Below are 20638 nucleotides of genomic sequence, written 5' to 3'. Positions count from 1 at the left end.
GAACGCTCGGGAACCGGCGTTCTGTGCGTCACGCATCGGCCCACGCCTTCGCCGCAGCGACGGCACGGCGCCATCCCGCGACGCCGGCTTCGACATCCGCTGCGGGCATCGACGGCGTAAATCGGCGGTCGAGCTGCCACTGTGCTTTCAATTCGCCGATGTCCTTCCAGTATCCGACCGCGAGGCCCGCGAGATAGGCGGCGCCGAGCGCCGTCGTTTCCGCGACGCGCGGACGCACCGCATCGACGCCGAGCACGTCGGCCTGGAACTGCATCAGCAGGTCGTTGGCGCACGCGCCCCCGTCGACACGCAATTGCGCGATGGGCATGCCGGAGTCCGCCTGCATCGCGCGCAGCACGTCGAGCGACTGATACGCGATCGATTCGAGCGCCGCCCGCGCGATATGGCTCGACGTCGTGCCGCGCGTGACGCCGAAGAGCGTGCCGCGTGCGCGCGCGTTCCAATGCGGCGCGCCGAGGCCGGCGAACGCGGGCACGAGATAGACGCCGTCGGTATGCGGCACGGCGCGCGCGAGCGCTTCGACGTCGCTCGCGCGGCGAATCAGTCCGAGGCCGTCGCGCAGCCATTGGACGACCGCGCCCGCAATGAAGATGCTGCCTTCCAGCGCATAGTTCACCTGATCCCCGATCTGCCAGGCAATCGTCGTCACCAGATTGTTGCGCGACTCGATCGGCGTCTCGCCCGTGTTCATGACGAGGAAGCACCCGGTGCCATACGTGTTCTTCACCATGCCGCTTTCCGTGCACATCTGTCCGAAAAGCGCGGCGTGCTGGTCCCCGGCGAGCGAGGCGATCGGCACTTCGGCGGCGAGCACGCTGCCGTGCGTGTTCCCGTAGACCTCGGACGACGCGCGCACTTCGGGCAGCATGCTGCGCGGAATGTCGAACGCTTCGAGCAGGTCGTCGTCCCAGCGGCGGGCGTGGATGTCGAAGAGCATCGTGCGCGACGCATTCGTGACGTCGGTGACGTGCATGCCGTGGCGAGTGAAGTTCCACACGAGCCAGCTATCGACGGTGCCGAAGGCGAGCCGTCCCTGCTTCGCCTTGTCGCGCGCGCCCTCGACGTTGTCCAGAATCCAGCGGATCTTCGTCGCGGAAAAATACGCGTCGATGGGCAGGCCGGTCTTCGCGCGCACCATCGGTTCGAGCCCGCGCGCCTTCAGTTCGTCGCACATGGCGGCCGTTCGTCTGTCCTGCCAGACGATCGCGTTGTACACCGGACTGCCGGTTTCGCGATCCCACACGATGGTCGTCTCGCGCTGATTCGTGATGCCGACAGCCGCGATCGACGACGCGCTCAGTCCCGCCCGCGTGACGGCTTCGGCCGCAACGCCTGCCTGCGTCGACCAGATTTCGCGCGGGTCGTGCTCGACCCAGCCCGGACGCGGATAGATTTGCTGGAATTCCTTCTGCGCGACGGACACAACGTTGCCGTTCCTGTCGAACAGCATTGCGCGCGAACTCGTGGTGCCCTGATCGAGCGCGAGGACGATTTGATCCTGCATGGTCATCTCCGGAGTTGAGCGGATATCGCCGGCATCGGGCATTGGCCGTGCGACCTTCGAATGCGCAATCTAGCGGACGCGCGGGGCGCGGACAACCTGGCCGAATGGCATAGGCTTAATGGACGCGTTTTGCGCCAATATGAGATCTTGCCTATGCCATTTGGCCGAGTGGCACGAACGCGCTCATCGAACGATACTGGCGGCTCGAATCGAGAAGAAGGGTGAATGCAATGCGAAAGTGGATCGTTGCTTGTTCGCTGGGCGCGGCAGCGCTGGCCGGCTGTGTGTCGACGCCAAGTCTCGACGGGTCGTTCCGCGCGCCGTCGCTGGACGCGCTGCAACAGATGTGTGCGACAACGCCAGCAGATTACGGGGCCGACGCGCAGTCGGTGTATTCGGCTTTCTACGACGCTTATGTCGCCGAGCGGCGCGGCGGGCTATCGAAAGACCGGTTCTGTGCGTTCCAGGCGGACATCGCGGAGCGGCATCGCGCCTATCTCGCGAATCCCGGCTCCGCGGCGCAAAGCGCCTGGGCCAGCTTTTTCCTCGATATGCGCGCTCAGGCGCTCAGTTGGCGCGCCGCAGTCGATCCCACGTTGCGAGCCGGGTAGTGCGCAGAAGAGAGGAATGGACGCGGCGTGGATGCCGCGTCCGGCACGCTGCTAGGAGAACCGCTTGAATGCCTTGATGGTGGAATCGCCGGTGGCGGTGAGGCGCCATTGTTGCCGCCCCGACGCGAGGCTTTCCAGCTGCACGAGCTGGCGTTCCAGCAATGCGTCGAGTTCCTCTCGCTCCATGTCGACCTGATTGGGCGCTTCCTGAACCAACAGCAGCGTGGCAAATTCGTGCGGACTCAGCATCGTGTTCTCCATGACGGCCGAAGCGCATGGCAGCCGGCTCGCGACCGGGTCCTTGCTTCGAGGAGTTGTGCGGATAACTTCAAACCGCCGGGCAAGCGCGCTGGTTCTGGCGCCGCGCATGCCGGGAATTGCGATTGTAGGCAAGCGTATGAGGAGTGCCAAACGCTTCACTGCAAATTTTCGCTTTGACTTTTTGACCGCCCGCAGGCGGTTCACGCGAGACGGGAATTCGCAGAATCCACTCGAAGTTCCTGCGGCGGTGCAGCGCAGTGCGAAGAGCGCGCGACTCATGCCGCTGTTGCATCAATCCATACAATAAATGAATTTGTTCCGTCTTACGCCCGCAATGCAATATCCTTCTTTTGCCCGATCAACTCATTGCATTGCTGATTGGCCTGGAACTGCCGTAGACGGCTCGCAATCCGGACTTCATCCATGACTCGCTTCAACTGGCAAAACCCGTATCCCACGCCGCGCCTGCCGGTCTTTGCACGCAATATCGTTTCGACGTCGCATCCGCTTGCCGCGCAAGCCGGCCTGCGCATGCTCTGGAAGGGCGGCAATGCCGTCGATGCGGCCATCGCCGCGGCGGCGGCCATCACCATCGTCGAACCGGTTTCCAACGGTCTCGGCGGCGATGCATTCGCGCTCGTGTGGGACGGCAGCAAGCTGCATGGACTGAATGCGTCGGGCGTGTCGCCGGCGGCATGGAACGTCGACTATTTCCGTCGCAAGTACGGCGAGGAGAACGGTCTTGCTCGCCAACCCAAGCGCGGGTGGGACGCCGTGACGGTGCCCGGCGTCATCGCGGGATGGGAGGCATTGCACGCAAAGTTTGGCTCGCTGCCCTTTGCGGACCTGATGGAGCCGGCCATCGAAATTGCGGAACGCGGGCACGCCGTTGCAAGCATCGTCGCTTACAAATGGGCCGCCGCCGTCCCTGAAATGAAGGATCAGCCCGGCTTCGCGGACGTCTTCATGCCGCATGGCCGCGCGCCGGAGGTGAGTGAACTCGTGCGCATGCCGGGCCACGCGAATACGCTGCGCGCGCTTGCGCAGCACGGGCCGCGCGCGTTCTACGAAGGCGAGATCGCCGAGCGCATCGCGGCTTTCGCCCGCGAGGGCGGCGCCGCCATGACACTGGACGATCTGCGCAACTATCGCGCGGACTGGGTCGAGCCGATCAGCAAGGACTATCGCGGTTACACGGTGCACGAGATTCCGCCGAACGGACAAGGCATCGCGGCCCTCATCGCGCTCGGCATTCTGGACAAGTTCGATGTCAGGGCGCTGACGGTGGATCGCATCGAGTCGCAACATCTGCAAATCGAGGCCATGAAGCTCGCGTTCGCGGATGTCTATCGCTACGTGGCCGATCCGCGTTCGATGGAAGTCACGCCCGAGCAGATGCTCGACGACGCCTATCTCACCGAGCGCGCGAAGCTCATCGACCCGGCGAAGGCCTCGCAGTTCGACTTCGGCATGCCGAAGGCGGGCGGCACCATCTATATGTCGGTGGCGGACGAGCGCGGCATGATGGTGAGTTTCATCCAGTCGAATTACATGGGCTTCGGTTCCGGCGTGGTCGTGCCGAATACCGGTATCTCGCTGCAAAACCGCGGCTGCGGTTTCTCGATGGACCCGAAGTCGGCCAACGTCGTCGAGGGCGGCAAGCGTCCGTTCCATACGATCATTCCGGCGTTCGTCACGCAGGAAGTCGATGGCCGCCGCGACGCCGTCATGAGCTTCGGCGTGATGGGCGGCGACATGCAGCCGCAAGGTCATTTGCAATCCATCGTGCGGATGATGGATTACGGTCAGCAGCCGCAGGCAGCCTGCGACGCGCCGCGCTGGAAGGTGAACCGCGATTTCACCATCGACATCGAGGCTACGCTCGATCTCGAAACGGCACGCGCGCTCGAAGGGCTCGGCCATACGATCAAATCCGTCGACGACCCGTACATGGATTTCGGCTCCGGCCAGTACATCTGGAAGCTGGACCGCAACGATCCCGATCGCGGTTACGTCGCGGCAAGCGACAGCCGGCGCGACGGTCTCGCAGCGGGCTTCTAAACGCCTGTCGGACTGCGCGCAAGCGCAGTTCCTTTCACTCATTCGATGAACACCGCCGTTCGCCGGCGTACAAGCAGGCGAGGGCGGCGCACGTCCGCGCCTTGCTGCGGCGGGCAGAGCGCACGACATGATGCATCAGGGGGAAACCATGAACGAACGGGTGCACCGGGCGCCGGATTCCGGCAAGACCGCGTCGGCGGACGCGCCTTCGCATGCATCATCGGGAGCACTTTCGAAGGCGATGGTTCGTCGCATCGTTTTTTCGTCGTCCGTTGGCAATGCGCTCGAGTGGTTCGACTTTCTCGTCTACGGTTACTTCGCGGCGATCATCGCGAAGGCGTTTTTCCCGTCGCACGACGAATGGTTATCGACGATGCTCGCCATCGGCACATTCGGCATTTCGTTTCTGATGCGGCCGCTGGGCGCGATCGTCCTTGGCCTCTACGGCGACCGCAAGGGCCGCAAGGCCGCGCTCACGCTCGCGATTCTCCTGATGATGATCGGCACGCTGACGATGGCCGTCATGCCTTCGTATCAGCACATCGGCATCGCGGCGCCGCTCCTGATCCTCTTCGCGCGCCTGATTCAGGGCTTCGCCGTCGGCGGCGAATTCGGCAGCGCGACGGCATTCATGGTCGAACACAGCGACGCGCGTCGTGGCTACTACGCAAGCTGGCAGTTCGCAAGCCAGGGCCTCGCCGCGATCATGGCCGCGGCGTTCGGCTCGCTGCTGACGGCTTGGCTGCCGCAGCCGCAACTGGAGAGCTGGGGTTGGCGCATTCCGTTCGTGTTCGGCCTGCTGGTCGGCCCGGTCGGCTACTACATTCGCTCGCATCTGGACGAAACGCCGGAGTTTCTCGCGAATCGCGCGACGCGCGCTGCTAATTCCACCGGCGCGGCAAGCACGCCCGACGTCTCGTTCTCGCATCAATGGGCGAATTTGCTGCTGTCGGTAGGCATCGTCGCGCAATCGACGGTCGGCGTGTATGTGCTGCAACTGTACATGCCGATGTACGCGGTGAAGCAACTGCATTTGCCCGCCACGGCGTCGTTCGCGGTGGTCGTGCTCAACGGCGGCTTGCAATTCGTTTTCTCGCCGATCATGGGTGCGCTCTCGGACAAGCTCGGGCGTATCCGCATCATGCTCGGGACGTCCATCGTCATGGGTGTCACCATCTATCCGATGTTCGCGTGGCTCCAGGCTTCGCCGACGGTGCTGTCGCTCGTCGTCCTGCAGTCGGCGGCAGGCATTCTGAAGGCCGCGTATTCCGGACCGATGCCCGCGCTGATGTCCGAAATCTTTCCCACGCGCGTGCGCTCGACAGGCTTGTCGATCGGCTATGCGCTTGGCGTCACGCTCTTCGGCGGATTCGCACCGACCATTGTCGAGGCGTTCATTCATGTCACCGGCGACAAGCTCGCGCCGAGCTACTACGTGCTGCTCGCCGCGATTCTTTCGGGCGCCTCGCTCGCGATCGTCGCGTGGCGCATGCGGGGCGGCACGCGGCAGCCGGCATGAACGGCTGTTCGAGCCATGAACGCATAAAGGCAGCTTCGGCCGCCTTTTGTTTTGCGCGGTCGAACACGGCATGTTTCGTGCTCGTCAAAGCCGGCTGAGCCGCTTCTCTGTGAAGTCGTGGAATTTTGACGCACCACGAGCCGCCCGCGGAACCGCATCGCGCGGCGTGAGTCTGTCCCCATGTCTGCAAACTGATTGCAGGACGGCTAAGATGAAAAAGCGAAAAGCCGCTAACACTTTGACTTGAGGACGCTGGCACCGAACGTGGGTGGCGTCGCCGAAGCTCGGCCGTCTTCCACGAGGCTGGCGGCACGTTCAGTCCAGCCAAGGAGCGCGATACATGCACACAAACAGTACTCATGTGATGCCGTGGCGCATCGAAGACATCGATCTGAACCGGATCGATCGCCAGAAGGCGGCAGCCAACGAACATCTGCTCCTGTTGCTCTGCGCCTGCTCGTTCATCGAAAGCGGCACGGATCTCTATACGAGCAATCTCAGCACCTACTTCCGCGACGATCCGGAAATCGCGGCCTGGCTCAACGACGAATGGGAGCCGGAGGAAATGCAGCACGGGCGGGCGCTCAAGAAGTACATCAACCACGTCTGGCCCGAATTCGACTGGGACACGGCATTTAAGAATTTCTTCGCCGAATACTCGCTGACTTGCTCCTACGAACAGTTCGAGAAGAAGCGCGCGCTAGAGATGGTCGCGCGCTGCGTCATCGAGACGGGCACGGCCACGCTGTATCGGGCCATCAACGAATGTTCGGACGAGCCGGTGCTGAAGGAAATCACCGACAATATCCGCACCGACGAAGTGCGCCACTACAAGCACTTTTTCCGCTTTTTCAAGAAGTGGAACAAGATCGAGGGCAATGGCCGAATGGCGGTGCTGGGCGCGCTCGTGCGGCGTGTGGCCGAACTGAAAAGCGAGGATTCGGAGATCGCGTTGCGTCACGTCTTCGCCATTCGCTATCCCGAACGCGTGAAGGATTCCAGCTACAACCGCGAGCTTTTCGCGAGCGTCAATGCGCTCGTGAGGCGCAATCTGTCAGCCGATCAGTGCATCAAAATGCTGCTCAAGCCGCTCGATCTGCCCGCGCGCATCCAGCCGGGCGTGCACTATCCGCTCGCGAAGATCACGCAGTTGTTCTTCCGTTGACTCCCGACACGGCCGGACCGTTATAACGTATGGGTTCCCTGTCCTCGCAGACCGTTTTCGACGAATGGCCGCCCGAATTGCGCGCGTTGTTCGACGGCACGCTTACCGGCGCGCCGAGCGGATTCACCGCGTCGCTGTCCGCCGTGGACGAGGGCGGCCGCATTCGCACCGCGTTATTGAGCGCGGGCGAACTCCTCGCTCCCGATGCGCGCACGCTCGCGTTCGGACTGTGGCCGTCGTCGCGCACGGCGCAGGCAGTCGCGACAAGCGGACGCGCGACACTCACCTTCGTGTTCGACGAGGCGTTCCATCAGGTGCAGATCGATGCGCGCCGCGTGGCGCTGGAGGGCGTGCCCATCGCGTGCTTCGTCGGTTCGATCGAAAGCGGCGAGATGCAGCGTGTGGCTTATGCGCGGTTGACTGGCGGCATCGCGTTCGAATTGACGGATACCGAGAATGTGCTCGCACGCTGGCGCGAGCAGCTTGACTGGCTGAAACAGGCGGCGAGCGCCGCCGCCTGATCTTGACTTCGCGAGCCGCCGAAAAGCGGCCCGCTTCCTACTTCTGCATTCAACGACCGCGGCTGCCCGAACGCATGCCGTCGCGTCGTGCGCCGCCATTGTCGTTGCGCGGCTTGCCGCCAAGCAGTGCGCCCGGATTGCCGGCCTTGGCGCGCGGGTTCGGCGCGTGGCTGGCGTGCGCCGCTTCCGCGCGGCGCGGTGCCTGATTTCCCAGGTTCGCGCTTGCCCCGTTATTCGGCTTCGCGCCTGCGGGCTTGGCGCCGCGAGCGTCGGGCCGGCCCTTGCCGCCTGCGCCGGCATTCGCGGGCTTCGGCGCGCGCGGCTGTCCCTGTGACGCGCCGTTGCCGCGGCCGCCTTCGCGCGGCGCGCCGCGTCCCTGACTGCGTCGCTGGATCGGCTCGGGCGTCGCGTTCGGGTCCGGCTCGAAGCCAGGAATCACTTCCTGCGGGATCGCGCGCTTGATGAGGCGCTCGATGTCTTTCAGCAATTGCAGTTCATCGACGCAAACGAGCGACACCGCTTCGCCTTCCGCGCCCGCGCGCCCCGTGCGGCCGATGCGGTGAACATAGTCTTCCGGCACGTTCGGCAGATCGAAGTTGACGACGTGCGGCAGCTGATCGATGTCGATGCCGCGCGCCGCGATGTCCGTCGCGACGAGCACCTGCAAGGTCTGATCCTTGAACTCGGCCAGCGCCCGCGTGCGTGCGGACTGGCTCTTGTTGCCGTGAATCGCGAGCGCGCTGATGCCGTCCTTCGTCAGTTGCTCGGCAAGACGATTCGCGCCGTGCTTCGTGCGCGTGAAGACGAGCACCTGAAACCAGTCGTGCTGGCGAATGAGGTGCGTGAGCAGTTCGCGCTTGCGATCGCGATCCACCGGATAGATTTTCTGTTCGATGCGCTCGGCCGTCGTATTGCGGCGCGCGACTTCGATCAGCGCGGGCGAATCGAGCAGGCTGTCGGCGAGCGCCTTGATTTCGTCGGAGAAGGTGGCCGAGAAGAGCAGGTTCTGGCGCTTTTCCGGAAGACGCGCGAGCACGCGCTTGATGTCGTGGATGAAGCCCATGTCGAGCATGCGGTCGGCTTCGTCGAGCACCAGAATTTCGAGTTGCGAAACGTCGATGGTCTTCTGCTGCATGTGATCCAGCAGACGCCCCGGCGTCGCGACGACGATATCCACGCCGCGGCGCAGCGCATCGATCTGCGGATTGATGCCGACGCCGCCGAACATCACCGTCGAGCGCAGCTTCAAATATTTGCCGTAGGCGCGCACGCTTTCCTCGACCTGCGCGGCCAGTTCGCGCGTCGGCGTGAGAATCAGCGCGCGCACCGGGCGCTTGCTTGCGCCCGCTGCGGGCGCGAGTTGCGAGAGACGCTGCAGGATCGGCAGCGTGAAGCCGGCCGTCTTGCCCGTGCCGGTTTGTGCGCCGGCGAGCAGGTCTCCGCCTTTCAGGACGGCCGGAATGGCCTGGAGCTGAATCGGAGTGGGGCTCGTGTAGCCGAGTTCGTTGACGGCGCGAAGAAGAGGTTCTGACAGACCGAGTGAATCAAAAGACATATAGGGTGTTCGAATCGTTATGGCGAACGGCGCGCATGCGGCTAAAGTCAGCGGCGATGATGTGCGACGCTCGGAATGAATCGGGCGGCGGGCCTTCGTTCGCGGTCATCGACCGCCGGGCTGTGCCGCAAGGTTCGGCGCGCTATGAAGACACGCCGGCTGGCTGTAAGTTGCATTGCGATGGCCGCAATGCGGAAGGCGTGCGTGACATTCGCGGCTTACGCGACATAGCGCGCGACGCTCACGAACTGACATAGACTGCCCGCCAGCACGAACAGATGCCAGATACCGTGGCCGTGCCGGATGCGCTCGTCGTTGATGAAAAAATAGATTCCCGCGCTGTAGATCACGCCGCCTGCAACGAGCCACGCGGTGCCCGCGGGCGGCAGCGCCGTGACGAGCGGACGAACGGCTACGAGCGCAAGCCAGCCCATCAACACGTACAGCACCATCGAAACGCTGCGGGTTCTTCTTCCGAGCGTCAATTCCTGCGTGATGCCGAGAGCGGCAAGCCCCCAGCTCACGCCAAACAGCGACCAGCCCCAGGGGCCGCGCAAGGTCACCAGTGTATACGGTGTGTAGCTGCCGGCTATCAACAAGTAGATGGCCGAGTGATCGCACTTCTGAAGGATCGACTTCACGCGCGGGCTGCGCGCGCAGTGATAGAGCGTCGAAATCAGATACAGCGCACAGAGCATGGCCCCGTACACCGCGAAGCTCACGACCTTGTACGCGTCGCGGTCGAGCGCGCCCATCGTGACGAGCGTCGCGAGTCCCGCTATCGACAAGATCGCGCCGATCAAATGGCTGATGCTGTTGAAACGCTCGCCTGCGTGCATGACCGATCCACCAAAGACAAAGGGCGCAGCCCCGATATGAAGGCTGCGCCCCAAGTGCGTATTGTACGCTGTCTTCGCGAATGTCAGTCGAGCGGCGCCGAACGCAGGTTGCTCACTTGCTGCGGCGACACCGGCGTGCCGTGGTTGCCCCACGACATCCGGATGTACGTCACGACTGCCGCGACTTCCGTATCCGACAGCGCCTGTGCGAACGGCGGCATGCCGTGCGGCATCGGGTTGCCGTCCGTGCTCGGCGGATAGCCGCCGTTCAGCGTCATGCGGATCGGGTTGACGGCCGACGGCATCTGGATCGACTGATTGTTCGCGAGCGGCGGATAGGCAGGCGGCTTGCCGAGACCGTTCTCCGCGTGACACTTCGCGCAGTTCTCGGTGTAGACCTTCTTGCCCATCGTGAGCAGCTCGCCGCCGAACTTCTCGGACGTCTCCAGTTGCAGCGATTCCGGCGCTTCCTTCTTCTGCGGAATCGACTTGAGATACGTCGAGATCGCGCTGATGTCCGCGTCGGTCATGTACTGCAGGCTGTTGTGGACGACTTCGGCCATCGGGCCGAACACCGCGCCGCGCTGCGACACGCCGCTCTTCAGCAGATCGTTGATGTCCTTGATGTCCCAGTCGCCGAGGCCCGCTTCCTTGTTCGACGTGAGCGACGGCGCGTACCAGTTCTGCAGCGGAATCAGGCCGCCCGCGAACGCCGCGGAATTGACCGGGCCGCCCATCGCGTTGATCGACGTATGGCACATGCCGCAGTGACCGAGGCCTTCGACGAGATACGCGCCACGGTTCCACTCGACCGACTTGGTCGGGTCCGGCTTGTACTCGCCTTCCGAGAAAAACAGCGTGCGCCAGCCGATCAGCAGATTGCGGTTGTTGAACGGGAAGCGCAGTTCATGCGGACGGCTCGGCTCGGAAACCGGCGCGACCGAACGCAGGTACGCGTAGATCGCATCGGAGTCGGCGCGGGAGACCTTCGTGTAGCTCGTGAACGGGAAGCCGGGGTAGAGCAGGCTGCCGTCCTTCGAGCGGCCCGTGTGCATCGCGCGATAGAAGTCGTCGGATGTCCATTTGCCGATGCCGTACTTGTCGTCGGGCGTGATGTTCGGCGTGAACATCGTGCCGAACGGCGTGGCCATCGGCAGGCCGCCCGCGAACTGCTTGCCGCCGCGCACCGTGTGGCACGCGATACAGTCGCCGGCGCGCGCGAGGTACTCGCCGTGCTTGACGAGCTCGGCCTTGTCGGCTGGCGTCGCCGCGATAGCGCCGCCCGAATGGAGATTGTCGCCGCCCGACCAGAGGACGGCGGCGGCTGCGACGGCTGCCACCACGACAGCCGAGGAAAGTGCGAACAGGGACTTGCGTTTCATTGTGTTGTCGCTCCAGACGCCTTATTGCGGTTCGCTGCCGCACGTGAGCGGCATCTTCAACGAGCCAGCGGGCGCGGGCACCGGATTGGCGGGTGCTTGTTGCGTGGAGAGCCAGGCGGCCACGGCGGTCACGTCGTCGTCCGAGAGACGCGATGCGATCTGCTGCATGCAGTCGGGCGTCTTCGCGTGGCGCGTGCCCGACTTCCATGCGCCGAGCTGCGCGCTGATGTAGTCGGAATGCAGGCCGACGAGACCCGGAATGGCCGGCTGCATGCCGGTCAGACCCTTGCCGTGGCAGGCCGCGCACGCGGGAATGTTCTTCGACGCGTCGCCGTTGAGCACGATCTGCGAGCCGCGCGCGAGCGTGGTCGCCGAGACGTTGGTCTTCGCGGGCGGCGGATACGGCGGGCGCTGCTGCGAGAAGTAGCCTGCGATCTGATGAAGGTAGTCGTCCGAGAGATACGTGACGAGGTAGTTCATCGGCGGATACTTGCGCCGGCCTTCGCGGAAATTCTGAAGCTGGTTGTAGAGATAGTCGGCGGGCTTGCCGGCAAGACGCGGGAAGTAGTCATTGTCCGTGCCTTCGCCATGAACGCCGTGACATGCGGTGCAGCCTTGCACGCGCGCTGCCATGGTGTCCGGTGCGATGGGCTGGTTCTGCGCCTGGGCTTGCGCCTGGCCCGCGCTCATAACGCCAGCGCTGCCGACGAGAGCCAAGGCGAGCAGCGGACGGAAAATGCGTCTTGAAAACACGCGACACTCCATGAAATTCGGGGACCTGCCGAGCTTCGTGCGGCTCGGTGCGAAGGTGGCGAACCACGGCCACGCGTAAGGTGGCGGAGGGTGGCGGACCACAGCCACAGCGGCTCGACGAGCCTCTGATGCGACGCGGAATTCTATCATCGATGCCTGATGGTGACTATTTGACACAACTTTTCGTGCCCCGTGAGGCGTAATCGCGACAAAATGCCGCGCCGCAGTTAAGAACTTTGACACTGCGTTTGATTCATTGCTATTCGACAAACGCTCGACTGTGCACGTCACCGTGCGATGGATGCTCGACAAGCGACGAAGCGTTTCGCGCGATGCATCGGGCGCTTCGTTTAGACTGCCCGAGCCGCAATTCTCCTCACGCTCGATGATCCGCCCGGACTCCGTTTCAGCAATTCCCGTTCACGCCACGATGAGCGACGCGCCATGAGCAGCGATCCCGTGTGGCTCCTCCAGGTCGCGTTCGCGGCGCTCGCCGATCTGGCGTTCGCCTGCACGCTCGGCGCGCTGCTGCTCGACGCCTGGCTGCGCGGCGAACAGGCGTTCGCGCCGAAGTCGCCCGCGCGAGGCAGTGCGCGGCGCGCGGCGCGAACGGCGCTCGCTGCCGCGCTGACGTTCGTCGTCTGCGATTTCGTTTCGCTGTGGCTTCAGTCCGCCGCCATGAGCGGCTCGCCGATTCTCGATGCGGGTGCAACGCTATGGCTCGTCGCGACAGCGACGCACGCGGGCCTCGGCGCGTCGGTGGCGTTCGCCGGCGGCGTGTTGCTGACAATCGCCGCGGCGACGAGCAGCCAGATGCGCAACGCGCACCACGCGCACAACGCGCACAACGCGCTTGCCGTCCTCGGCGCGTTGATCGCCGCGTGCGGCAAGGCGGCGATCGGCCATGCCGCCGATGCGGGCGCGTTCTCCGTCGCCGAAGGCGTGCAGACACTGCATTTGCTCGCGACGGCCGTGTGGGGCGGCGTCGTCATCGCGGGCGCGGCGGCGGTGTTGCCGGCGCTCGCGTCGTCGGTGGCGCGCGATGCGTTGATGCGCGTCGTTGCCCGCTTGTCGCGCGTGGCGACCATCGCGGTCGCGTTCGTCATCGCGACGGGCGTCTTCAATGCGTGGCGCGGAACCGGCGGATCGCCGGCGGTCATCACGCAAAGCGGCTGGGGGCATGCGCTCGCCGTGAAAGCGGCGCTCGTCGCGGCGGCGCTCGCGCTCGGCGCGCTCAATCGATGGTCGGCGCTGCCGCGCCTGCAACGCACGGCATCGACGATGGACGCGCACACGGTCATCAACGTGATGCGCGTCGAGGCAGCGGTGATGGCGGGCGTATTCGTGGCGGCGTCAGTGCTTTCGCACAGCGTGCCGGGATTCGCGACGGGCGGCTGAGATCGCCGCCTGATCGAGGGATGAGCGCCGATTACTCGTAGCCCAGCCTGTGACTCACGATCGGCGCACAGAAGAGCGCGAGCGCGCATCCGGCCGCTTTGCCCTGCAGTTCGACGAAAGCAGCATGCGAACCGGAGACGATGAGGAGTTCGAGCGCTTGCGGCAGGCACAGCGCCACCGACAGCACGAGGAACGCGCGCGTCACCGCCGAAATGCGCCAGCCGTGCTGCGCGCCGAGCACGGCGGCCACGACGCGCGCCGCGCCCAACGCGACGAACGCGCCCACGGCAAGCTGGGCGCGGACGTATTCATCGGGAAGGACGTGCCACATGGTCGCTCTCGGTCGGGTGACGGTTGCGGGACAGTGTGCAAAAAGCTCGCCCGTTCCGTCTGTTCGACAAGGCGCATCAGAACGTGTGCTCGGGTCCGGGAAAACTGCCGTCCCTCACGGCGCGCACGTAGGCTTCCACTGCCGCGAAGATGCTCGGCTGGCCCTGCATGAAATCCTTCACGAAACGCGGACGCTTGCCGTGAAAGATGCCGAGCATGTCGTGCAGCACGAGCACTTGCCCCGAGCAGTCGACGCCCGCGCCAATGCCGATCGTCGGGATCGCGAGTTTCGCGGTGACGTCGCGTGCGAGCAGCGTCGGCACCGCTTCGATCACGACGAGCCGCGCGCCCGCTTCCTGCAGCGCGAGCGCGTCGCGGCGCATCTGCTCGGCGGCGGCATCGGACTTGCCTTGCACCTTGAAGCCGCCGAACGCATGCACCGATTGCGGCGTGAGCCCGACGTGCCCGCACACCGGAATCGAGCGCTCGACGAGAAAGCGCACGGTATCCGCGAGCCATTCGCCGCCTTCGATCTTCACCATCTGCGCGCCCGCGCGCATCAGCTTCACGGCGTTGGCATACGTTTCTTCCTTCGACCCGATGGTGCCGAACGGCATGTCCGCGACGATCAGCGCGCTCGTGTTGCCGCGCGCGACGCACGCCGTGTGATACGCGATGTCGTCGAGCGTCACGGGCAAGGTCGTGCCGTGGCCTTGCAGCACGTTGCCGAGCGAATCGCCGATCAGCATGACATCGACGCCCGCGCGATCCAGCAACGCGGCGAAGCTCGCGTCGTAACACGTGAGCATCGCGATGCGTTCGCCCGCCTCGCGCATGGCTTGCAGCTTGGGCACGGTGATGGTCGGGCGGCTCGTTTCCTGCAGATACGTCATGATGATTTCGCTAGAGAAGGCGCGGGCATCGAGCGAACGCTCACGCCGATACGCCTTTGACAAAGAATTCCTTGCGGCCGCGCATGGTCTCGATGCGCTCGACGAGCAGCGCGAAGTCGTCTTCCGATGCGAGCGGATTCAGATGCTCGGCGTTGACCGTGAGCAGCGGCGTCGCGTCGTAGTGATAGAAAAAGTCGTTGTACGCGTCGGTCAGCGCGCGCAGATACGAATCGGAGATTTGCAGCTCCATCGGCAACGCGCGCTTCTGGATGCGCGAAAAGAGCACTTCGGGACTCGCCTGCAAGTACACGACGAGATCGGGCGCCGGCGCGCTCGCTTCGATGCGCGAGGCGACGTCGCGATAAAGCTGGAATTCGTCGTCGGGCAGCGTGAGGCGCGCGAAGAGATCGCTCTTTTGCGTGAGAAAGTCCGCGATTAGCGGGGTGTTCTGCGTGAGCATGTCCGCCACTTCGCGCGTCTGCGCGACACGCTGCAACGCGAAGCTCAGTTGCGTGGCGAGCGCGTGCCGCGTCGTGTCGCGGTAGAAGCGCTCGAGAAACGGATTGTCCTGCGGCCGCTCGAAGAGCGTTCGCATCGACCAGCGTTCGGCGAGCAGCGTCGCAAGCGTCGTCTTGCCGACGCCGATCGGCCCTTCGATCGCGATGTAACGGTGCGGCGGCCGCAGTTGCGGCGCGGTGACGGTGAGTGGCGGAACGCTCATCGGCAGTTGGCTTTGTTGGAGGCTGGGGAGGCGTCGGAAGCGTCTCGAGCGTCTGGCGTGGCCGATGCCGCGCCGCGCGTTTGCGGGCCGGGCATCGCGCACTGGCAGATGGCGACTTTCTCGATGCGCTGGTCGGCGACGGAGGCCACGAACGCATCGGCGCGTCCGCGTTGCGGGATGATGAGATCGGGTTCGAGTTCGAGCAGCGGCACGAGCACGAACGCGCGCTCGGTCATGCGCGGGTGCGGCACGACGAGATCCATTTCGTCGATGCCCGAGTCGCCGTACAGCAGAATGTCGAGGTCGAGCGTGCGCGGCGCGTTGCGATACGGCCGTTCGCGGCCGAACTGTTCCTCGATGAAATGACACAGGCGCAAGAGCGCGCGCGCGGGCAGCGTGGTTTCGAGTTTGACGACGCAGTTGAAGTAGTCGTCGCCGGAAGCGTCGATCGGCGCGGTGCGGTAGAGGCTCGACTTGGCGAGCACGGTGATCGTGCGCTGCTGGGCGAGACACACGACGGCGTCTTTCAGGGTCTGGCGCGCATCGCCGAGATTCGCTCCGAGGCCGAGATAAGCAATCGTCATGGCAGAAGTCCTACGCGTAGGTCTTGGGCGAAAAGCGGTGAAATGCCGGCAGGCTGCCCGGGTGCAAACCTTTATCCGCTACTGTAGCGAAAACTCGCCTTACTCGTTGTCCGCGCTTTCGCCGCTTCTTGCCGCGTCCGTTTCGCTGGCGTTCGCGCCGCTCGTCTCGCTGTTTTCGCTAGTCTGGTTCGCATCGCTCGCATCGCTCGCCTTGCGCTTTGCATTGCTGCGCCGGCGGCGCTTCTTCGGCGCGTTGCGGTCCTTGCCGCCTTGCGCGAGCAGCGCTTCGCGCGTGGCGCCGTCGCCTTCCACGAAGTCGGTCCACCACTCGCCGATCTCCGCGTCCAGTTCGCCCGACTCGCAGCGCAGCAGCAGAAAATCGTAGCCCGCGCGGAAACGCGGGTGCTCGATCAGCTTCATCGCGCTGCGGCCGCGCTTTTCCAGACGATGCTGCAAGCCCCAGATTTCGCGCATGTCCGCCGAATAGCGCTTGTGGATGGCGAGCTTCTCCGTCTGCATTTCGAGGACGTCGTCCATCGCGCGATGCAGCGCCGGCACCGGATATTCGCCCGTGGCCGTGTATTTCTGCCAGCGCGTCTGCACGTCGTGCCAGAGCAGCGTGGCGAAGAGAAAGCTCGGCGAGACGGGCTTGCCGGCGCGCACGCGCTCGTCTGTGCTCGTGAGCGCGAGCGTGACGAATTTCTCGCCGTGCGGCTGCTCCAGCACGACATCGAGCAGCGGCAGCACGCCATGATGCAATCCTTCCTGACGCAGACGCGTGAGACATGCGAGCGCGTGGCCGGAGAGCAGCAGCTTCAGCATCTCGTCGAAGAGACGCGCGGCCGGCACGTTGTCCATCAGATCGGCGAGTTCCTTGATCGGCGCACGCGTGGCTTCGTCGATCTCGAACCCGAGCTTCGCCGCGAAGCGCACGACGCGCAGCATGCGCACCGGGTCTTCGCGATAACGCGTGGCCGGATCGCCGATCATGCGCAACAGGCGCGCGCGGATGTCGGCCATGCCGTCGTGGTAATCCAGCACGGTTTGCGTCGCCGGATCGTAGTACATCGCGTTGATGGTGAAATCGCGGCGCGTGGCGTCTTCGTGCTGCTCGCCCCAGACGTTGTCGCGCAGCACGCGGCCGCTCGCATCGACCGCGTGCGTGCGCGCGTCGAGCTCGCCGCGGCGATACCGGCGCGGCGGCTCGGAGACCGGCGCGGGCGGCGCAGCGGGCGCGGCCGGCGCGTCCACGAGCGCGCGGAACGTCGAAGTCTCGATGATTTCCTGCCCGAACTGCACGTGCACGATCTGAAAACGCCTGCCGATGATGCGCGCGCGCCGGAAAAGCCGCTGCACTTCGTCGGGCGTCGCGTCGGTGGCGACGTCGAAATCCTTGGGCGCGACGCCGAGCAGCAGGTCGCGCACCGCGCCGCCCACGATGAACGCGCGATGTCCCGCTTGCTGCAGGCCTTCGGTCACGCGCACGGCGTTCTTCGAGATCAGCGACGGATCGATGCCATGAATGTCCGACGACAGAATGACCGGCACGCTCGGATCGCGCTTTTTCGGCGCTGCCGTTTTCTTGCGCGTGCTCTTGCGAGCCGGCTTTGCAGTGGACGAAGCCGTCGGATCGTCGGTGGCCGCGGCATCGCTCGCGGCTTCGGGCGCGACGCTTTCTTGTCCGAACAGCTTGCGGATGAGTTTTTTAATCACTGTGTATCGAAGAGGTTCAGAATGCGCCAGCCTTTGGCTTGCGCATGCGCGCGCAGCGTGTCGTCGGGGTTGGTGGCGACCGGGTCGGTGACGCGCTCGAGCAGCGGGATGTCGTTGTGCGAATCGCTATAGAAGTAGCTGCGTTTGAAGTCGGCGAGCGTCTTGCCGAGCGAACCCAGCCATTCTTCGACGCGCACGATCTTGCCTTCGCGATAGCTCGGCGTGCCGCGCGGCCGTCCGGTGAACGCGCCCTGCGGATGATCGCCGACGGTTTCGACTTCGCACGCGATCAGCGTTTCGATGCCGAATGCTTCCGCGATCGGCGCGGTGATGAACGCGTTCGTCGCGGTGACGAGGCAGCAGAGATCGCCGTTGTCCTGATGCTCGCGCACGAGCGTGACGGCCGTCGGCACGATGCGCGGGTTGATGATCTCGTGCATGAACTGCGCGTGCCAGTCGGCGAGCTGTTCGCGCGAATATTTCGCGAGCGGCGCGAGCATGGCGTGCAGATACGCGTTGATGTCGAGGACGCCCGCCTTGTAATCGGCGTAGAAGGCGTCGTTCCGGCGCGCGAATTCATTGGCGTCGACGATGCCCAGCTTCACCATGAAGCGGCCCCATTCGTGGTCGCTGTCGGTGGGAATGAGCGTGTGGTCGAGATCGAAGAGGGCGAGGTTCATGGGAGCGCATTCTACTTGAAGCGGCTTGCGGCGTTGTCCGGCGCGGCGGGAGCGGCGGCATCGAAGTCGTCCGCTTCCTGCGACGCTTCCGGCCCGAGCGCGACGAGCGGCGGCACGCGTCCCGTTTGCGCGAGCATCGTGCGCAGAAGCGAACGCGTGACCGCGCGCTTCTGTTCGAGCGAGAAGCGGTCGAGATCGTCGAACAGCGCCATCAGGCTCGGCATGTCGCGGCGAAAATGCGTGAGCAAATACGCGGGGACATCTTCCGCGAGCACGATGCCGCGCTCGCGCGCCGCGTTCTTCAGCACCGACGCCTTCGCTTCGTCCGAGAGCGGCAGCAGATGAAACACGAGGCCCCAGCCGAGGCGCGTGCGCAGGTCTTCGCGCACGGCGAGCGCCATCGGCGCGGCGTTGCCGGTGGCGACGAGCGCGCTCGCCGGATACGCGCGCACTTCGTTGAATAGATTGAAGAGCGCGATCTGCTGCGCGGCGGAAAGGCCGTCGCAATCGTCCACGGCGTACAGCGCGACGTGCGGATCGAAGCCGAATGCGTTCAGCGCGCTCTGCGGGCTGAGATACCGTGCGGGGCCGCCCGCTTCATGCACGAGCGCGTGCAGCAGATGGCTGCGGCCGCTGCCCGCTTCGCCCCAGACATAGAACGTGCGATCCGCCACCGGGCCGGCCGCGAGCGCGCCTTCGAGCTCGCGCAGCCGCGTCACCAGTTCGTGATTGCCGGCGGGGTAGAAATTGTCGAAGGTGGCGGGCGGCGGGGTGCCGAGGTCGAGCGTCAGTTGGCGTTGCACGGGCAATGGATGTCGTCGGGCGAGTTCGGTCTGTGCGTGCGCTTTCTCGAAAACGGAAGGCTGCGTCGCGTCGATGCGCGCGCCGCCGCTTGGCTGCCGTCTTTCGCGCGTATCGCCGCTTTCCGGGAAACGGGCGAATCGGTCTCGAAAAAAAGCGCTGCCGACTGGCGGCGAAACCGGCAGGCCGACCGTCGTCGGAGCATCATCGGGTAAAATCGCATTTTACCGACCTTCTTGCGCTCCCCCCATGAATCAACCGAAATCCGCCTCTGACGCCCAAGGTTTGTCGTATCGCGATGCAGGCGTCGACATCGACGCGGGCGACGCGCTCGTCGACCGGATCAAGCCCTTCGCCAAGAAGACGTTGCGCGAAGGCGTGCTGGGCGGCATCGGCGGATTCGGCGCGCTCTTCGAAGTGCCGAAGAAGTACAAGGAACCGGTGCTCGTGTCGGGCACGGACGGCGTCGGCACCAAGCTGCGCCTCGCGTTCCAGCTTAACCGGCACGATACGGTCGGTCAGGATCTCGTCGCGATGAGCGTGAACGACATCCTCGTGCAGGGCGCGGAACCGCTCTTCTTCCTCGATTATTTCGCCTGCGGCAAGCTGGACGTGAATACCGCCGCCGACGTGGTCAAGGGCATCGCGCAGGGTTGCGAATTCGCGGGCTGCGCGCTGATCGGCGGCGAGACGGCCGAGATGCCGGGCATGTATCCGGACGGCGAGTACGACCTCGCGGGCTTCGCGGTCGGCGCGGTGGACAAGAGCAAGATCATCGACGGCAGCAAGATCCAACCGGGCGATGTCGTGCTCGGGCTGGCGTCGAGCGGCATTCATTCGAACGGTTATTCGCTCGTGCGCAAGATCATCGAGCGCGCGAATCCGGATTTGAGCGCCGACTTCGATGGCCGTTCGCTCGCGGACGCGCTCATGGCGCCGACGCGCATCTACGTGAAGCCGCTGCTTTCCGCGATGCAAAGCGTCACGGTGAAGGGCATGGCGCACATCACGGGCGGCGGGCTTGTCGAGAACATTCCGCGCGTGTTGCGCGAAGGGCTCACGGCCGAGCTGGATCATCGCGCGTGGCCGCTGCCGCCGCTTTTCGCGTGGCTGCAGAAGCACGGCGGCGTCGCGGATGCGGAAATGCATCGCGTGTTCAATTGCGGCATCGGCATGGCGGTGATCGTCGCGGCCGAAGACGCGGATGCGGCGACGAGCTTGTTGTCGGCTGCGGGCGAACAAGTTTGGAAGATCGGCGTCGTGCGCGAGAGCGCCCAGGGCGAGGCGCAAACCGTCGTCTGAGTCCGCTTCCAGTTCTGAATGCGT

General features: G+C 64.8%; 20 protein-coding genes. 7 read left to right on the top strand and 13 right to left on the bottom strand.

All coding sequences use genetic code 11. From position 1 onward, the window contains the following. Positions 1 to 28: 28 nt before the first annotated feature. Complete coding sequence (gene glpK / locus LDZ27_RS12370) at positions 29 to 1525, bottom strand: glycerol kinase GlpK (protein ID WP_244814362.1); 1497 nt, start codon at positions 1523 to 1525, stop codon at positions 29 to 31. A gap of 230 nt (positions 1526 to 1755) precedes the next feature. Between glpK and LDZ27_RS12365 the strand changes: the two genes are divergently transcribed. Further along, entirely contained in the window at positions 1756 to 2136 is a 381-nt protein-coding gene (locus LDZ27_RS12365) for a hypothetical protein (protein WP_244814361.1), read from the top strand. Positions 2137 to 2187: 51 nt separating this feature from the next. Here LDZ27_RS12365 and LDZ27_RS12360 read toward each other — a convergent pair whose 3' ends face one another. Continuing rightward, positions 2188 to 2385, bottom strand: coding sequence for a hypothetical protein (locus LDZ27_RS12360; protein ID WP_244816138.1), 198 nt, complete (start codon positions 2383 to 2385; stop codon positions 2188 to 2190). 435 nt (positions 2386 to 2820) lie between these two features. On the opposite strand from LDZ27_RS12360, the gene ggt reads away from it, so the two are divergent. The 4 genes from ggt to LDZ27_RS12340 all read left to right on the top strand — a co-directional run bounded on the left by ggt (position 2821) and on the right by LDZ27_RS12340 (position 7663). Then, a complete protein-coding gene (ggt, locus tag LDZ27_RS12355; RefSeq protein ID WP_244814360.1) occupies positions 2821 to 4458 on the top strand; it encodes a gamma-glutamyltransferase in 1638 nt (545 codons plus the stop codon). Between the two features lie 148 nt (positions 4459 to 4606). Beyond that, complete coding sequence (locus LDZ27_RS12350) at positions 4607 to 5977, top strand: MFS transporter (RefSeq protein WP_370653313.1); 1371 nt, start codon at positions 4607 to 4609, stop codon at positions 5975 to 5977. 340 nt (positions 5978 to 6317) lie between these two features. Continuing rightward, the gene (locus LDZ27_RS12345; protein ID WP_244814359.1) at positions 6318 to 7142 is read left to right on the top strand and encodes a ferritin-like domain-containing protein; all 825 of its coding nucleotides are present in this window, start codon (positions 6318 to 6320) and stop codon (positions 7140 to 7142) included. A 29-nt stretch (positions 7143 to 7171) separates the two neighbouring features. Continuing rightward, entirely contained in the window at positions 7172 to 7663 is a 492-nt protein-coding gene (locus LDZ27_RS12340) for a hypothetical protein (protein ID WP_244814358.1), read from the top strand. A 49-nt stretch (positions 7664 to 7712) separates the two neighbouring features. Here the strand turns inward: LDZ27_RS12340 and LDZ27_RS12335 are convergent, their stop codons facing one another. The 4 genes from LDZ27_RS12335 to LDZ27_RS12320 form a co-directional block, all read right to left on the bottom strand. Next, on the bottom strand, positions 7713 to 9218 hold the full coding sequence (locus LDZ27_RS12335) for a DEAD/DEAH box helicase (protein WP_244814357.1): 1506 nt from the start codon (positions 9216 to 9218) through the stop codon (positions 7713 to 7715). Positions 9219 to 9436: 218 nt separating this feature from the next. Next, complete coding sequence (locus LDZ27_RS12330) at positions 9437 to 10057, bottom strand: hemolysin III family protein (RefSeq protein ID WP_244814356.1); 621 nt, start codon at positions 10055 to 10057, stop codon at positions 9437 to 9439. Between the two features lie 83 nt (positions 10058 to 10140). After that, the gene (locus tag LDZ27_RS12325) at positions 10141 to 11439 is read right to left on the bottom strand and encodes a cytochrome c (protein WP_244814355.1); all 1299 of its coding nucleotides are present in this window, start codon (positions 11437 to 11439) and stop codon (positions 10141 to 10143) included. A 21-nt stretch (positions 11440 to 11460) separates the two neighbouring features. Next, positions 11461 to 12204 (bottom strand): cytochrome c, encoded by a 744-nt coding sequence (locus tag LDZ27_RS12320; protein ID WP_244814354.1) that lies wholly within the window; start codon positions 12202 to 12204, stop codon positions 11461 to 11463. A gap of 432 nt (positions 12205 to 12636) precedes the next feature. Here LDZ27_RS12320 and LDZ27_RS12315 point away from each other — a divergent pair, with 432 nt between their 5' ends. Further along, on the top strand, positions 12637 to 13590 hold the full coding sequence (locus LDZ27_RS12315) for a CopD family protein (protein ID WP_244814353.1): 954 nt from the start codon (positions 12637 to 12639) through the stop codon (positions 13588 to 13590). 31 nt (positions 13591 to 13621) lie between these two features. Here the strand turns inward: LDZ27_RS12315 and LDZ27_RS12310 are convergent, their stop codons facing one another. The 7 genes from LDZ27_RS12310 to hda all read right to left on the bottom strand — a co-directional run bounded on the left by LDZ27_RS12310 (position 13622) and on the right by hda (position 19320). Continuing rightward, positions 13622 to 13921 (bottom strand): hypothetical protein, encoded by a 300-nt coding sequence (locus tag LDZ27_RS12310; RefSeq protein WP_244814352.1) that lies wholly within the window; start codon positions 13919 to 13921, stop codon positions 13622 to 13624. 76 nt (positions 13922 to 13997) lie between these two features. Then, positions 13998 to 14813, bottom strand: coding sequence for a 3-methyl-2-oxobutanoate hydroxymethyltransferase (panB, locus tag LDZ27_RS12305; protein ID WP_244814351.1), 816 nt, complete (start codon positions 14811 to 14813; stop codon positions 13998 to 14000). A 40-nt stretch (positions 14814 to 14853) separates the two neighbouring features. After that, positions 14854 to 15534: a deoxynucleoside kinase gene (locus tag LDZ27_RS12300; protein WP_244814350.1), complete on the bottom strand. Its 681-nt coding sequence runs from the start codon at positions 15532 to 15534 to the stop codon at positions 14854 to 14856. Continuing rightward, positions 15531 to 16118, bottom strand: coding sequence for a 2-amino-4-hydroxy-6-hydroxymethyldihydropteridine diphosphokinase (folK, locus tag LDZ27_RS12295; protein WP_244814349.1), 588 nt, complete (start codon positions 16116 to 16118; stop codon positions 15531 to 15533). Before folK ends, LDZ27_RS12300 begins: the two co-directional genes overlap by 4 nt. A 99-nt stretch (positions 16119 to 16217) precedes the next feature. Continuing rightward, the gene (gene pcnB, locus LDZ27_RS12290; protein WP_244814348.1) at positions 16218 to 17831 is read right to left on the bottom strand and encodes a polynucleotide adenylyltransferase PcnB; all 1614 of its coding nucleotides are present in this window, start codon (positions 17829 to 17831) and stop codon (positions 16218 to 16220) included. Beyond that, positions 17828 to 18511: an HAD family phosphatase gene (locus LDZ27_RS12285; RefSeq protein WP_244814347.1), complete on the bottom strand. Its 684-nt coding sequence runs from the start codon at positions 18509 to 18511 to the stop codon at positions 17828 to 17830. Before LDZ27_RS12285 ends, pcnB begins: the two co-directional genes overlap by 4 nt. Positions 18512 to 18522: 11 nt before the next feature. Next, the gene (gene hda, locus LDZ27_RS12280; RefSeq protein ID WP_304656940.1) at positions 18523 to 19320 is read right to left on the bottom strand and encodes a DnaA regulatory inactivator Hda; all 798 of its coding nucleotides are present in this window, start codon (positions 19318 to 19320) and stop codon (positions 18523 to 18525) included. Positions 19321 to 19561: 241 nt separating this feature from the next. Between hda and purM the strand changes: the two genes are divergently transcribed. After that, positions 19562 to 20614 carry a phosphoribosylformylglycinamidine cyclo-ligase gene (gene purM / locus LDZ27_RS12275; RefSeq protein ID WP_244814345.1) on the top strand — a complete coding sequence of 351 codons (1053 nt, stop codon included), beginning with the start codon at positions 19562 to 19564 and terminating at the stop codon, positions 20612 to 20614. Positions 20615 to 20638 lie beyond the last annotated feature (24 nt).

Origin of the sequence: Caballeronia sp. Lep1P3, from assembly GCF_022879595.1 — a bacterium.
Classification (GTDB): Bacteria; Pseudomonadota; Gammaproteobacteria; order Burkholderiales; family Burkholderiaceae; genus Caballeronia.
This window is presented reverse-complemented; position numbering and strand designations above follow the sequence as displayed.